This is a genomic window from Erythrobacter sp. (assembly GCF_040217515.1).
Taxonomy (GTDB): domain Bacteria; phylum Pseudomonadota; class Alphaproteobacteria; order Sphingomonadales; family Sphingomonadaceae; genus Erythrobacter.
In genome coordinates this window covers 18,497-32,500 of record NZ_JAVJPT010000011.1, presented here as the reverse complement: position 1 = coordinate 32,500, position 14,004 = coordinate 18,497, and the positions used below count along the sequence as shown (strand labels likewise).

The 14,004-nt window shown below is 64.3% G+C and carries 10 protein-coding genes and 1 rRNA gene (1 of these 11 running past the window's edge); 4 read left to right on the top strand and 7 right to left on the bottom strand.

Annotated features, from left to right (window positions below; genetic code table 11):
* A 16S ribosomal RNA gene (locus RIB52_RS12585) occupies nucleotides 1–1,257 on the bottom strand (it extends 229 nt beyond the left edge of the window).
* Between the two features lie 622 nt (nucleotides 1,258–1,879).
* On the opposite strand from RIB52_RS12585, the gene RIB52_RS12580 reads away from it, so the two are divergent.
* On the top strand, nucleotides 1,880–3,478 hold the full coding sequence (locus RIB52_RS12580) for a lipopolysaccharide biosynthesis protein (RefSeq protein ID WP_350176053.1): 1,599 nt from the start codon (nucleotides 1,880–1,882) through the stop codon (nucleotides 3,476–3,478).
* Here the strand turns inward: RIB52_RS12580 and RIB52_RS12575 are convergent.
* A complete protein-coding gene (locus tag RIB52_RS12575) occupies nucleotides 3,384–4,271 on the bottom strand; it encodes a glycosyltransferase family 2 protein (RefSeq protein ID WP_350176051.1) in 888 nt (295 codons plus the stop codon). The two genes, RIB52_RS12580 and RIB52_RS12575, sit on opposite strands and share 95 nt — an antisense overlap.
* A gap of 153 nt (nucleotides 4,272–4,424) precedes the next feature.
* Here RIB52_RS12575 and RIB52_RS12570 point away from each other — a divergent pair, with 153 nt between their 5' ends.
* Entirely contained in the window at nucleotides 4,425–5,432 is a 1,008-nt protein-coding gene (locus RIB52_RS12570; RefSeq protein WP_350176049.1) for an aspartyl protease family protein, read from the top strand.
* A 68-nt stretch (nucleotides 5,433–5,500) separates the two neighbouring features.
* The gene (locus RIB52_RS12565) at nucleotides 5,501–7,348 is read left to right on the top strand and encodes an ABCB family ABC transporter ATP-binding protein/permease (protein WP_350176047.1); all 1,848 of its coding nucleotides are present in this window, start codon (nucleotides 5,501–5,503) and stop codon (nucleotides 7,346–7,348) included.
* Nucleotides 7,349–7,357: 9 nt separating this feature from the next.
* Here RIB52_RS12565 and RIB52_RS12560 read toward each other — a convergent pair whose 3' ends face one another.
* The 5 genes from RIB52_RS12560 to RIB52_RS12540 form a co-directional block, all read right to left on the bottom strand.
* Nucleotides 7,358–10,228, bottom strand: a complete 2,871-nt coding sequence (locus tag RIB52_RS12560; RefSeq protein WP_350176045.1) for a M16 family metallopeptidase — start codon at nucleotides 10,226–10,228, stop codon at nucleotides 7,358–7,360.
* Between the two features lie 97 nt (nucleotides 10,229–10,325).
* Nucleotides 10,326–10,730: an ACT domain-containing protein gene (locus tag RIB52_RS12555; RefSeq protein WP_350176043.1), complete on the bottom strand. Its 405-nt coding sequence runs from the start codon at nucleotides 10,728–10,730 to the stop codon at nucleotides 10,326–10,328.
* Nucleotides 10,727–12,025, bottom strand: a complete 1,299-nt coding sequence (gene hslU / locus RIB52_RS12550) for an ATP-dependent protease ATPase subunit HslU (RefSeq protein ID WP_350176041.1) — start codon at nucleotides 12,023–12,025, stop codon at nucleotides 10,727–10,729. Before hslU ends, RIB52_RS12555 begins: the two co-directional genes overlap by 4 nt.
* 23 nt (nucleotides 12,026–12,048) lie before the next feature.
* A complete protein-coding gene (gene hslV, locus RIB52_RS12545; RefSeq protein WP_350176039.1) occupies nucleotides 12,049–12,609 on the bottom strand; it encodes an ATP-dependent protease subunit HslV in 561 nt (186 codons plus the stop codon).
* 66 nt (nucleotides 12,610–12,675) lie between these two features.
* On the bottom strand, nucleotides 12,676–13,155 hold the full coding sequence (locus RIB52_RS12540) for an outer membrane protein assembly factor BamE (RefSeq protein ID WP_502879545.1): 480 nt from the start codon (nucleotides 13,153–13,155) through the stop codon (nucleotides 12,676–12,678).
* Nucleotides 13,156–13,443: 288 nt separating this feature from the next.
* On the opposite strand from RIB52_RS12540, the gene RIB52_RS12535 reads away from it, so the two are divergent.
* Nucleotides 13,444–13,998 carry a ubiquinol-cytochrome C chaperone family protein gene (locus RIB52_RS12535; protein ID WP_350176037.1) on the top strand — a complete coding sequence of 185 codons (555 nt, stop codon included), beginning with the start codon at nucleotides 13,444–13,446 and terminating at the stop codon, nucleotides 13,996–13,998.
* The last annotated feature ends 6 nt before the right edge of the window (nucleotides 13,999–14,004 follow it).

Sequence of the window (14,004 nt, the reverse complement as noted above, 5' to 3'; positions counted from 1 at the left end):
GAGGACAATCCGAACTGAGACATCTTTTGGAGATTAGCTCACCCTTGCGGGATAGCTGCCCACTGTAGATGCCATTGTAGCACGTGTGTAGCCCAGCCTGTAAGGGCCATGAGGACTTGACGTCATCCCCACCTTCCTCCGGCTTATCACCGGCAGTTTCCTTAAAGTGCCCAACTGAATGATGGCAACTAAGGACGAGGGTTGCGCTCGTTGCGGGACTTAACCCAACATCTCACGACACGAGCTGACGACAGCCATGCAGCACCTGTCACTAGGTCCCCGAAGGGAAAGAATCTGTCTCCAGAAACCGTCCTAGGATGTCAAAGGCTGGTAAGGTTCTGCGCGTTGCTTCGAATTAAACCACATGCTCCACCGCTTGTGCAGGCCCCCGTCAATTCCTTTGAGTTTTAATCTTGCGACCGTACTCCCCAGGCGGATAACTTAATGCGTTAGCTGCGCCACCCAAACTCTATGAGCCCGGACAGCTAGTTATCATCGTTTACGGCGTGGACTACCAGGGTATCTAATCCTGTTTGCTCCCCACGCTTTCGCACCTCAGCGTCAATACCTGTCCAGCGAGTCGCCTTCGCCACTGGTGTTCTTCCGAATATCTACGAATTTCACCTCTACACTCGGAATTCCACTCGCCTCTCCAGGATTCTAGCTATCCAGTTTCAAGGGCAGTTCCGGGGTTGAGCCCCGGGATTTCACCCCTGACTTAAATAGCCGCCTACGCGCGCTTTACGCCCAGTAATTCCGAACAACGCTAGCTCCCTCCGTATTACCGCGGCTGCTGGCACGGAGTTAGCCGGAGCTTATTCTCCAGGTACTGTCATTATCATCCCTGGTAAAAGAGCTTTACAACCCTAAGGCCTTCATCACTCACGCGGCATTGCTGGATCAGGCTTTCGCCCATTGTCCAATATTCCCCACTGCTGCCTCCCGTAGGAGTCTGGGCCGTGTCTCAGTCCCAGTGTGGCTGATCATCCTCTCAGACCAGCTATAGATCGTCGACTTGGTAGGCCGTTACCCCACCAACTATCTAATCTAACGCGGGCCCATCTAAAGGCGATAAATCTTTGGTCCGAAGACATTATCCGGTATTAGCTCAAATTTCTCCGAGTTATTCCGAACCTAAAGGCAGGTTCCCACGCGTTACGCACCCGTGCGCCACTAACCCCGAAGGGTTCGTTCGACTTGCATGTGTTAGGCATGCCGCCAGCGTTCGTTCTGAGCCAGGATCAAACTCTCAAGTTTGTGTCACACACCAATCAAGCACGGGGAAAACCCCGCCGACCCGACTGGCATGAGCTTCAAGGAGCCGATACCTGCACTGTCAAACGTAATGGATACGAATGGACATGCATCACCACGACCGAGCTGTGGAGCCCGGAAGGATGTGGCAATCGGCTTAGGTTAACCGGTTATCGAGGCCTTGAGGTCCTCGGACCGGGCGCCGTCGCCCACATGTCCCTTCATCAAAAACCGACAATGTCAAAGAGCCGCCGAGACAATAAAAGCGGACAGCGAAGGTTTCCCCGACTTTCACCGGGGGACCGGCTATCCGATTATGTTGGCGACCAACGCTAGCGGGGCCGGTGAGAAACCGTCAGCGCCGCGTCGGTGAGAGGGCATATATGGGTGGCCTCGGATTCGGTCAACGCCTTTTTGCAATTTTATTTCAGGTCGGCGCACCATTCGCAGATTTCTGCGGGTTTCGCAGGATCCTCCCGTGCCGGTATGAAGGCGGGCAAAGGCTCCCCCTCAAGGCCGGTCGGGCCTTGTCGGCGAGTCACTCTCCGTCACCCGACAACGGCCCGTGCCTGGAAAACCGCAGGAATTGGCCGGAATCTTCACCTTTGGGCGCTAGCCCGGCCGCATGAGCGATAATCGCACTCCTTCCGAATCGCACGCTGTCGATTCGCCCGCCGACGAATCGCCCTTGCCGGATCGGACCGACGAATCCGGGTTTGCCGCGCGCGTTCGCTCAGCCGTGGCATGGCGCTATGGCGGGCAGGTCGCGGCCCAGATCATCACCTGGAGTTCGACCATTCTCGTGGTGCGCCTGCTCGACCCGTCGGACTATGGCCTGTTCGCGATGAGCCAGGTGCTCGTCACGGCGCTTGCCTTCATGAACGGTTATGGTTTTGCCACCTCGCTAATCCGCGCCGCCGAAGTGGGTCGGCGCGATCTTGCGCAGGTGTTCGGCCTGCTGCTTCTGCTGAACGCAGGGCTCGCCGGGACGCTGGCGCTGATCGCGCCGCTGGCCGCGTCCTATTTCCGCGAGCCCCAGGTGGTCGATATCCTGCGCGTGCAGGTCGCGCTCTTTCTTGTGGTGCCCTTCATAGCTTTGCCCGAGGCGATGCTTTCGCGCCGTCTCGCATTCCGCCCGCAGGCGCTGGCGAGCATGTCCGGAGCGATCACGGGTGCAAGCACCGCGCTTGTCCTCGCCTGGGTCGGCTGGGGCGTGTGGGCGCTGGTCTACGCCCCAATCCTCGCTTTCGCTGCGCGCGCATTGGCCCTGAGCATTGCCGCGCCCGTTTATACCCTCCCCACGGTCGACTTTCGCGGCGCGCGCGCGATCATCACTTTCGGCGGGGCGCTGACGCTGTGCCAGTTCTTCTGGATCATCCAGAGCCAAAGCGACATCTTCATCGCCGGGCGCATTTTCGGGACCTACGAACTCGGCCTTTATTCCGAAGCGCTGTTCGTGGCGCTGATCGTATCCGGCCGCTTCCTGCCGCCGATCAACGAAGTCGCCTTTCCCGCCTATGCCGAGCTGCATCATGCCGGAAAGCGCCTCGGCCCCTATTTCCTGCGCGTGCAGCGGACCGTCGCGCTGGTGGTCTGCCCGCTCTATGTCGGTCTTGCCCTCACCTCGCACGAGACGGTCGCCACCGTGTTCGGCGAAAAATGGCTCGGCATGGCACCGCTTTTGCAGAATCTCGCAATCGCAATGCCGCTATTGGCCCTCCACATCGTGTGCAGCCCGGCAACGAATGCGATGGGGCGACCGCGTATCTATCTCACGACCTCGATCCTCGGCGCCGTGTTCTTCGCGGGCTGTTTCCTTGTCGGGGTAAACTGGGGCCCCGACGGCCTCACCTATGCCTGGTGGATCGCGGCCCCGGCACTGCTCACGGCCACGCTTGCGCTGACGCTTCCCGCCGTCGGCCTTGCCCCGCTCGATCTCGCTCGCGCCCTGCTGCCCCCGTTCGCGGCAAGCGGAGCGATGGCGCTGGCGGTCTGGGCTGTGGGCGAGGCGCTGGGCGAGCTTGCGCCGTGGTGGCGGCTCGCCGTGCTCGTGCCGACGGGCGGGGCGGCCTATCTCGCCACGCTCATCCTCGTCTGGCCGCAAGTGGTTCGCGACAGCTGGACGATGCTCAGGTCCGCGGGGAGGGAGAAGCCGCAGGAGTCTCCACCCGCGCCCGCATCCGCGCCAATGCCGTCCGATCGAACGCAAACCATAACGGGCTGAGCCGGGGGCGGAAGCGCGGCAGATACTGCGGATAGAGCGCCGCGAGTTCGCGCGGGAGCGCCTTCGGCCCCGGCCCGCGCATGATGTCGCTTACGATCCGGTTCTGGAAATGCCGCAGGGAATAATTGGTCATGCGCGCCGCCTGCTGGCGCAGCCCTTTCGCATCGAGCGCATTGGGCTCGCACCAGAAGCCGGCCGCCTCGACCGGGATCACGCGGGCACTGCTCCACTCGCTTTCCGGACCGAGATCGGTGCTGGCCAGGGCGCGCACCAGCCCGTCCTCACCCACGATATCGTCTGGCAGGCGGATCCCGCTTTCGCGCATCCGTCGCACGAAATCGCCCGCGAGCGCGTAGCAATCCCCGAACAGACCCCTTTCGGCCGCGATCGATCGCCGATAGGCCTTCGCCCGGCGCCCATTCATCGGCAGGCCCGAGGCGGCATTGGCATGGGGATTCCCGGTGAGCGCGTCAGAGAGCGCGGCGACCGTGCCCGGCACGAGCTGGGCATCGCCGTCCACGAAGACGAACGTATCAGCCTTGCGCCCGGCCTCGAGCACGAAGCGGTTCCAGCTCCTTGCCTTGCCGCCCTGCTCATATTCGACCAGTTCCACCCCTTCATGGGCGCGTACTCTCGCGGCCGTAAGATCGGTCGAGCCGTTGACGACGACGGTGACGTGCACCCCTTCTTCGCCCACGGGCAGGCTCGCAAGGCATGCGTCGATCCGCGCCTCCTCGTTATGGGCGAGCACCGTGACCTGGATCAGGCGGTCGGGGCGTGCATTGTGCGTCACACCGTCCGCTCTAGCAGGCGCGCGGCGCTTGCCAACGCCCGGGTAGACGCGCGCCGCACGCCTGTGCCGGATTTGGGCGATCGGCAACGGCGTGCTACCGCAACATCGTGGGAGCCGCGCTATTGAATGCGCGCGTGCCTGGGATGAAACAGGATGAAGCACGCATTGACCCGGTTGGCCGGTTTTGCCGCAGCTTTCGGCCTCGTCGCCGTTTCCGCATCGGCGAATACCCCCGCGGCGGAGCCGCCTGCCCCGCCGTTCGAGCAGGGTCCGATTGCACCCGATTTCGCCGGGCCCGGGACCGAGATCCTCCCGCTCGAGGAAGAGCGCTTCGCACGCTTTACGGTCCCGGTCCTGATCGACGGGGCGGGCCCTTTCGATTTCATGATCGACACGGGAAGCGAGGCGACTGCGCTCACGCACGAAATCAATATCGGCCTCGCTTTGCCGAGACGGGGCAGCGCGATCCTCGTCGGCATGGCGAGCCGGCGAGCGGTCGATCTGGTCGATGTCGCCGCGCTCACCGTGGGCAGCCACACGGTGACCGACCTGGTCTCTCCGCTGCTGCATCGTGGCTATGTCGGGGCGGACGGGATCATCGGGCTCGACACGCTGCAGGATTTCCGAGTCCTCATAGATTTCCGTGCCCAGACGATCGTGCTCGAGGACATGCGCGCGGATGAAAGCCCGCGCGGGGGGTTCGACATCGTCGTGCGCGCCCGACCCCGTCTCGGCCAATTGCTTCTGACCGATGCCGAAGTCGAAGGCGTACGCGCGACCGTCATCATCGATACCGGCGCGCAGATGAGCCTCGCCAACACCGCCCTGCGCGACCGCCTGCGGGCCAAGCGATCGCAGGAAATCACTGCGACCGATGTCAACGGCGTCGACATCGTCGGCGAGCTGGCCGTTGTGCGCGATCTCAAGATCGAGGGCCTCTCGATCAAAAACGTGCCCCTCACCTTCGCCGATCCGCCTGCCTTCGAAGCGCTCGGGCTCAAGGATGAGCCGGTCATATCACTCGGCATGCAGCACCTGAAGATATTCGACCGTGTGGCGATCGATTTCACGACCCAGCGGGTCCTGTTCGACCTGCCGCGCGATGTCGCCCGGGCCCTGCGGCGCGCGCGGCGCCGGACCACCTACGGCTTCAATCGCTAGACGCGGGCCGCATGGCCGGTGCGGGTGGGGTTGCCCGAAACGCTGCGTGCGACCACATTCCCTTCCACATGCCCCCCGACAATCCCTCTTCATCCGATCCGCGCGAAATCGACGGTTGGCACCTGCTGCGGCGGTTCATCCCCTATCTCTGGCCGAAGGACAATCCCGAGCTGCGCTGGCGGATCGTCGGGGCGATGCTTTTCGTACTTGCAGCGAAGGCGGTCGTGCTCGCGCTTCCGCTCGCATTCTCCAACGCCGTCGACGCGTTGAGCGAGGCGCAGGGCGCGCGCGGCAATCCCACGGGCATGGAAGGCGCCGGCTTCGTTGCGCTCGCACTGGTGATTGCTTATGGCCTCGGACGCTTTTCCTCGGTTTTGTTCGACAATCTGCGCAAGATGGTGTTCGAACGGGTAGGCCAGACCGCAACGCAGACGCTGGCCGAGGACGTGTTCCACCGCCTCCACCGGCTCTCGCTCCGCTTCCATCTCGGCCGCCGCACCGGCGAGGTGACCAAGGTAATCGAGCGCGGGACCAAGAGCATCAACATGATGCTCTATTTCCTGCTTTTCAACATCGCGCCGACCGCCGTCGAGCTGGTCGCGGTGGCGGTGATCTTCTGGACCCTGTTCGGCTGGGAACTGGTGCTGGCAACCGCGATCACGGTGGTCGCCTATGTCGCCGTCACCCGGGCGATTACCGAATGGCGCACGAAATTACGGCGCGAGATGAACGATCTCGACGGGGAGGCGCTGCACCGCGCGGTCGATTCGCTGCTGAATTACGAGACGGTGAAATATTTCGGCGCCGAATCGCGCGAAGAAGCCCGCTACGCCCGCTCGGCCCGGGCCTATGCAAAGGCGGCGGAGAAGACCGAGAATTCGCTCGGCATGCTCAATGTCGTGCAGGCCTTTATCACGAATGCGCTGATGGCCGGGGCGCTCGCCTTCGTCGTGTGGCGATGGAGCGAGGGCGCGCTTTCGGTCGGCGATCTCACCGCGGTCAACATGTACCTGATGCAGCTTTTTCGCCCGCTCGACCTGCTCGGCTGGGTCTATCGCACGATCCGGCAGGGCCTGGTCGACATGGGCGAGATGTTCCGGCTCATGGATACCGAGGTCGAGGTGCGCGACGAACCCGGCGCCCCGGCGCTCATCGTGCGCGAGCCTTCGATCCGCTTCGAGAACGTGAGTTTCGGCTACGATCCCGGGCGTACCATCCTGAAGAACCTGTCCTTCGAGGTCCGCGCGGGCACGACGACCGCGATCGTAGGACCCTCGGGCGCCGGCAAGAGCACGATCGGACGCTTGCTCTTCCGCTTCTACGACCCGCTCAGCGGCCGTATCCTCATCGACGGGCAGGATATCGCCAGGGTACAGCAGGCGAGCGTGCGCGCGGCGATCGGGATCGTTCCGCAGGACTCGGTCCTGTTCAACGATACGCTCGGCTACAACATCGCCTATGGGCAGAAGGATGCGGACCAGGCGGCGGTCGAACGGGCCGCGCGGGGCGCGGCGCTCCTGGATTTGGTCGAACGCCTGCCCGACGGCTTCGACACGCTGGTGGGCGAGCGCGGGCTCAAGCTTTCGGGCGGCGAGAAGCAGCGCGTGGCGATCGCCCGCACGCTGGTCAAGGACCCGCCGATCCTGCTGCTCGACGAGGCGACGAGCGCGCTCGACACCCGCACCGAGCAGGATATTCTCGACACGCTGCAGCGGATCGAGCGTGGACGCACCACCATCGCCATCGCGCACCGACTCTCGACCATTGCCGATGCCGACCGCATCCTCGTGCTCGATCAGGGCGAGCTGGCCGAAGAAGGCGACCATGCGGGCCTGCTGGCAAAAGGCGGTCTGTATGCCGGCATGTGGGCCCAGCAGGCGAGCGAGCGCGGCGACCGGGCCGAGGCCGCGGAATAGGCCGTCCGCCTATTCCGACGCCTCGGCTTGCGCCTTATCCGCCGTGCGCCGCAGGCTTGGTGCGGACAGGTCCAACTCGCTCGCCGGAATCAACTCGACCGCGCCGCGAAGCTCCCGCACCTTGTCGATGAACTGCGCCGCGTCGCCCACGATCACCAGCGTCGCCCGGTCGGGATCGACATAGGTCTTCGCCGCCAGGCTCGCCGCGCCCGGATCGACGCCTGCGAGCCTTTCGGCATAGGCATTCGCCTCTTCAGGCGGCAGTCCCTGCTGGAGCAGGGTCGCAACGATCGCGTTGAACCCGCCACTGGTTTCAAGCGCGCGGGCATATCGTCCCCCGAGATAAAGCCGCCGCTTTTCGAGCAGGTCCGCATCGAGCGGCTCGCTGCCGAGCCGCTCGAACTCGTTCAGGAATATCCGCGCGACATCGGCAGCGCTTTCGTTCTTCGTCTGCGCGCTTGCCGTAAGGATCGATGCATCCGCCCTATCGGCGAAGCCCGAATAGGCACCGTAGGACAGCGAGCGTTTGGTCCGCACTTCCTCGAACAGGCGCCCGCTCGAACCGCCGCCGAGCACCGAATTGGCCAGTTCTAGCGGAAAGTAATCGGGATCGATGCGCGCCGGGGCACGCACGCCCGCAAGCACGGCTGCCTGGCCCGCGCCGGGCAGGTCGACGACGATCGTGCTCACCTCTGGTGGCGGACCGGCGGCTTCCTGCGGCACGGCTCCGGGCTCGCCGGCGCTCGACCAGTCGCCGAACATCTCTTCGGCCAGCGAGACCGCGCTGTCGGCCGCGATCCCGCCACTAACGACGATCTTCATCCGGTCGGGATGAAAATAGGCCTTGCGGTGGGCGAGGAGCGCCGCGCGGTCGATTGCCGCGAGGCTTTCCTCTGTTCCTCCGGGCTGCGAACCGTAGGGCGCATCGCCGTACATCGCGGTGCGCAGGACGTAGCGCGCGAGGCTCCCCGGCTCTTTCAGCGAGACCTTCAGGCCTTCGATGGCGCGGTCGCGTTCGCGCGTAACCTTGTCTGCGGGATAGGCCGCATCCTTGACTATCTCGGCCGCGAGCGCCCCCGCCGCCTCGAGATTGGCAACCGGGGCGGTCAGGGAAAAGCTCGTCCCGTCAGAGCCCGCACCGCCGCCGAAAGCCGCGCCGAGGCTTTCGAAACGGGCCGCGATTTCTTCAGCGGTGCGATTGGAGGTACCCTTGTCGGCGAGACTCGCGGCAAGCTGGGCAAGGCCGGCAAGCTCGCGCGGATCGGTCTTGCTGCCGCCGGGAAAGAGCATCGAGATCGTCGCGATCGGCACCTCGCCCGTCTGCACAGCGACCACCGGGACGCCGTTGGACAATTCGGCTTCGACGATCTCGGGCTTTGCCACCTCGGGCGCGGATCCGGGACCGGGAGGGGCCATGCGCTCGCCCTCGGGCCTGACCTGCCGGATTTCGCCCGTCGCGGGCGGCAGGGTGCGGAAAGTCGGCATAGGCACCGGGTTCGCATAGGAGGCCGGGTCCGCATCGCCTGCGCTGTAGGTCACGGTGACCCGGACCTGCGGGTCGAGATATTCGCTCGCAACGCGCATCACGTCCGCTTCGCTCACCGCCCGGATCGCGTCGAGCCGCTTGTCTGCGAAATCCGGATCGCCGGAAGAGACGAGCGCCTCGCCCAGTTCGAAGGCGCGCCCGCGCGCGGTTTCGCGGCGGCGCAATGTGGCAGCGATAATCTCGTTCCTGGCTTCGGCCAGTTCGTCTGCCGTAACGGGCTCGCTGCGCAGCTTTTCCAACTCTGCATCCAGCGTCGCACCGGCCTGCTCGATACGGTCCGGCCGCGCGATGACATAGGCGCCGATCGCCCCCGCCTCGCGGAACGCCTGGACGGTGGCGATGACCTGCACCGCTTCGCCCGTATTCACCAGCGCCCTGTCAAGTCGGCTGTTGTCGCCCGAGACCAGGATCGCTTCGAGCACTTCCAATGCGGCGGCGTCGGGATGGGTGACGGGGACGCCCTTCCAGATTCCGCCATAGACCGGCAGCGGGACATTGGGTGCGGTCGCGTTGACGGTGCGCGGGCCCGTGCTTTCGGGTTCGCGCGTGTCGATCGCGAGCGGCACCGGATTCTCGCGCGGCGGGATGTCCGCGAAATATTCATCGACCAGCGCCTTGAGTTCGGCGAGATCGAAATTGCCCGCAACGATCAGGCTCGCAGTGTCCGGCCCGTAATAGGCCTCGTAGAAGGCGCGCGCATCGTCCAGCGTGGCGCTGTCGAGATCCTCGATCGAACCGATCCCGGGGCGGCGATGCGGCATCACATCATAGGCATTTTCTGGAAAGACGAAGCGCTGCAGCCGACCATAAGGCGGGGCGAGCACGCGCTGGCGCAGTTCCTCCTTCACCACGCCGCGCTCGGTCTCGAACACTTCCTCGTCGACGACGACCTTCGCCATGCGCTCGCGGTGGGTCCAGAGCATGGTTTCCAGATAGGCGGCAGGGACCTGTTCGTAATAATTCGTCCGGTCGACCCAGTTCGAGGCATTGCGCGTGCCGCCGATATCCGCGGTGAGCGAATAGATCATGTTGTAGGGCATGTTCTCGGTCTTGCGCGACAGGATGTGCTCGAACAGGTGGGCAAATCCGCTGCGTCCGTCGGGATCGAGCTTGGAGCCGATATCGTACCACAGCGACGTGGTGACGGTGCTGGTCGTTGCATCGGGAATGGCGATCACGCGCAGGCCGTTATCGAGCTGCCACATCTCGTATTCGATTTCGGGGGCAGTGAGCGCGGGCGGCGGCGCGGTATCGGCTGCGCCGGTATCCTGCGCGATGGCGGGCGCGGCAATCACAGCGAGCGCCGTGCCGCACAGCATGATGGTCTTTGTCATGGATGATCCCCGGTTGAATTGCGATTGCGGGCAATAAAGCCTGCCGCGCCCCAAGGCTCAACCGATAAGGTGTTTGCGGCCTATCAAGTGTCCATGATCATCGACGCGCGTCGTGCGAGAGCGCCTTGAGAATGCCGAGAGCCTCGATCCGCCGCTCCCACGGCACGAAAAGGTGATCGTGGTGAAAGCCTGCGATCACGTTGCAGGCGATCCCCTCTCCCGCGAGCGCCGAAGACGCGGCGGCGGTCAGCCCGACGCCTTCGAGGTCGGAATGGACGGTGAGCGTGATCCGCGCAAAGGGCCGGCCCTTCTCGCCCTGCCCTGGGCGGACAACGCAGGTCAGGCCCTCCTCCTCGTAGACGAGGGCGAAGCAGCGTTCGTGAAGCGCAGCGAGTTCCTGAGCCGAACTGGGAACGACGAAGCGAAAGGAGTCCTCGTCGAGCACCGGCTCCATGCCCGCCAGCATGGACTGAAGGTCGCGGACGGGTCCGCCGCCGGTCACAGGATATATTTCGACAGGTCGGAATTTCCCGCGAGGTCGGACAGCCGCTCCTTAACATAGGCCGCGTCCACCGTGATCGTCTCGCCGACATGCTCCTCGGCCTCGAAACTGATGTCCTCAAGCAGCTTTTCCATCACCGTCTGCAAACGCCGCGCGCCGATATTCTCGACGCTTTCATTGACCTGCGCGGCGATGCGCGCGACTTCGTGCACGGCATCATGGGAGAAGTCGAGTTCGACTTTCTCGGTCCCGATCAAGGCGCGGTACTGCGCGACGAGATTGGCCCGCGTTTCCGACAGGATGCGCACGAAATCCTCTTCGGTCAGCGCCCGCAGGTTGACCCGGATCGGCAGGCGGCCCTGCAATTCTGGAAGCATGTCGGAAGGCTTGGCGACGTGGAAGGCACCGGATGCGATGAACAGGACGTGGTCGGTCTTCATCGGGCCGTGCTTGGTCGAAACGGTGGTTCCCTCGATCAGCGGCAGCAGGTCACGCTGCACGCCTTCGCGGGAAACCGAGCCGCCGCGCACGTCTGACACGGCGATCTTGTCGATCTCGTCGAGGAAGACGATGCCGTTGGTCTGCGCGTTTTCAAGCGCGACGCGCGCGACATCGTCATCGTCGAGCCGCTTGTCGGCTTCCTCGTCCACCAGCTTGTCCCAGGCTTCGGGCACGCGCATCTTGCGCTTCTTTGTCGGCCGCTTGCCGAGAGCCTTGCCCATCATGTCGCTGAGGTCGATCATCTGCATGTTGCCGCCCATATTGCCCATGTCGAAAGGCATGCCGGGGCTTTCGGAGACCTCGATCTCGACTTCGACCTCGTTCATGGCGTTCTGGACGATGCGCTCGCGGAAACTGGCACGGGTCGCCTCGGACGCGTTCTCGCCAACCAGCGCATTGAGCAGGCGTTCCATCGCCGCCTCGCTCGCCGCTTCGCGTACACTGTCGCGGCGGCGTTCCTTTTCCAGCCGGATCGCTTCCTCGACGAGATCGCGAGCGATCTGTTCGACGTCGCGCCCGACATAGCCGACTTCGGTGAACTTGGTCGCCTCGACCTTGACGAACGGCGCCTCGGCCAGCCTTGCCAGCCGGCGGCTGATCTCCGTCTTGCCGCAGCCGGTGGGGCCGATCATCAGGATGTTCTTGGGCGTCACCTCATCGCGCAGGTCATCGCGCAGTCGCTGGCGCCGCCAGCGATTGCGCAGGGCGACGGCGACCGCGCGCTTGGCTTCTTTCTGGCCGATGATGTGCTCGTCGAGCGCGGCGACGATCGCCTTGGGGGTGAGATTGTCCATGAAAACTTCTTCGCGGGTAGAGGTCAGACGGTTTCGACCGTCAGATTGCCGTTGGTGAAGACGCAGATATCGGCTGCCACCGCCATCGCCTTGGTTGCGATGGCTTCGGGGTCGTCTTCGTAGTCGGCGAGCGCGCGGGCCGCGGCGAGGGCGTAATTGCCGCCAGACCCGATCGCAGCGATACCGCCTTCGGGTTCGAGCACGTCGCCCGTGCCCGTAAGCACCAGCAGCGCATCCTTGTCGGCGACGATCATCAGTGCTTCGAGATTGCGCAGATATTTGTCGGTGCGCCAGTCCTTGGCCAGCTCGACCGCAGCGCGCATCAGCTGGCCGGAATATTGTTCGAGTTTTCTTTCCAGACGTTCGAACAGGGTAAAGGCATCGGCAGTCGCACCGGCGAAACCGGCGACCACCTCCTGGTTCTCACCGATCCGGCGGACCTTCCGAGCATTGGGCTTCATCACCGTATTACCCATGGAAACCTGTCCGTCGCCCGCGATGACGGTTTTCCCGTCGCGCCTGACGCCGATGATGGTGGTGCCGTGCCACGCCGCCATGCCGTGACTGTCGCTCGAATTACTCATGACGCGCGATATGGGCGCTGGGCCGGAACGGTCAAGCCTGCAGGGCGGACCGCTGCAGGCCCTGCCTCAGGGCCCCGGCCCGGGGCCGCCCGGACCGCCTCCGGGCCCGCCGACGCCGCCCACCCGGCCGATATTGCCAAACAGGTCTTCCAGAAAGCCGCGCTCGCGTCCCAGCGTCGGTGTCTTGTCCCCGTCCGGACGGAGATAGACAACCTCGTCGATGCCGCTGCGATCCACCTCGGCGACATTGCCCGTCTCGTCGAAGCGCACGGCCAGCACGTTATGTTGGCGGATGCGCGGACGAACGAAGGGTTTGCGGCCCGTGGTGCTGGAAACGTAATACCAGGTCGGCTCGCCATAGGCGCTCGTGAAGGTCGGGCGGCCAAGAGTGCCCTGGACTGAGCGCCGGTTGTCGATCCCGGGCTGGATCACCTGGCTCAGAATCGGGTCGCGGATGTAACCGCGCGATTCGCGGATCGAGGAACAGCCAGACAGGACAAGGCCGGACGCGAGAGCGACGAGGGTTATTCGCGCCGCGCGACCGATCCCGGCGCGCCCCTCGTTCCCCCGCGTCCGCGCGCAGCTTCGCTCGATATTCAAGATGATCGTTTCCCGTATTCTCATGGTGGCGCTCAGCGCACGTCAATTCATATCACGAATGGGCCTTAGGCTCACGGCGCGCCGCTGGCAACGCCGCAGGGCTCGCCCCCCGAACCCGGCCCATGACACCGGCGGCCTATGCTGCAGCCCGGAACCCGCGTGCGCCAGCGCGGTTGAATTGGCACTGAACGCCTGCCAATCCCTCCAGAAAAACTCCTGCTCGAAAGCCATATCATGCCGACAAAGGACAAAGCCCGCCCGCTCGCCTTCCTCGCTAGGGTATTCGGCACAGCGCCCGACCCGCGCGAGCGAATACGCCCGCTTTGGCACCGTGTGATCGAGCTGGCGCGCGAGAAGAGCTTTTATTCCGATTGCAAGGTCGCCGATACGGTGGGCGGCCGGTTCGACCTCATAACCGCAGTCCTGAGCGCGGTGATCGTGCGGGTCGAAGCCTCCGAAATGCGCGCCGAAAGTGCTCTCCTCGCCGAACTCTTCGTGGAGGACATGGACGGTCAGTTGCGCGAATTCGGCGTCAACGACGTGGTCGTGGGCAAGAAGGTGGGCAAGCTGATGAGCCTGCTCGGCGGGCGGCTCGGGGCCTATCGCGGCGCGCTGAACGAAAGGGACCGCGCGCGGCTCGTCGCCGCGGTCTCCCGCAACGTCCAGTTCGCCGAGGGAGCGGACGAGCAGGCGGGCGCCGAATGCGTGGCCGACAAACTGCTCGCCCTGGCCGATCGACTCTCCCGTTTCAGCGACGAGGAACTGATCAAGGCGAGCGGGATCTGGTAAGGCATT

Coding starts and splice junctions, on each gene's coding strand:
- RIB52_RS12580 (WP_350176053.1), top strand. CDS start 1,880: ATGAGCGATAATCGCACTCCTTCCGAATCGCACGCTGTCGATTCGCCC.
- RIB52_RS12570 (WP_350176049.1), top strand. CDS start 4,425: ATGAAGCACGCATTGACCCGGTTGGCCGGTTTTGCCGCAGCTTTCGGC.
- RIB52_RS12565 (WP_350176047.1), top strand. CDS start 5,501: ATGCCCCCCGACAATCCCTCTTCATCCGATCCGCGCGAAATCGACGGT.
- RIB52_RS12560 (WP_350176045.1), bottom strand. CDS start 10,228: ATGACAAAGACCATCATGCTGTGCGGCACGGCGCTCGCTGTGATTGCC.
- hslU (WP_350176041.1), bottom strand. CDS start 12,025: ATGGACAATCTCACCCCCAAGGCGATCGTCGCCGCGCTCGACGAGCAC.
- hslV (WP_350176039.1), bottom strand. CDS start 12,609: ATGAGTAATTCGAGCGACAGTCACGGCATGGCGGCGTGGCACGGCACC.
- RIB52_RS12535 (WP_350176037.1), top strand. CDS start 13,444: ATGCCGACAAAGGACAAAGCCCGCCCGCTCGCCTTCCTCGCTAGGGTA.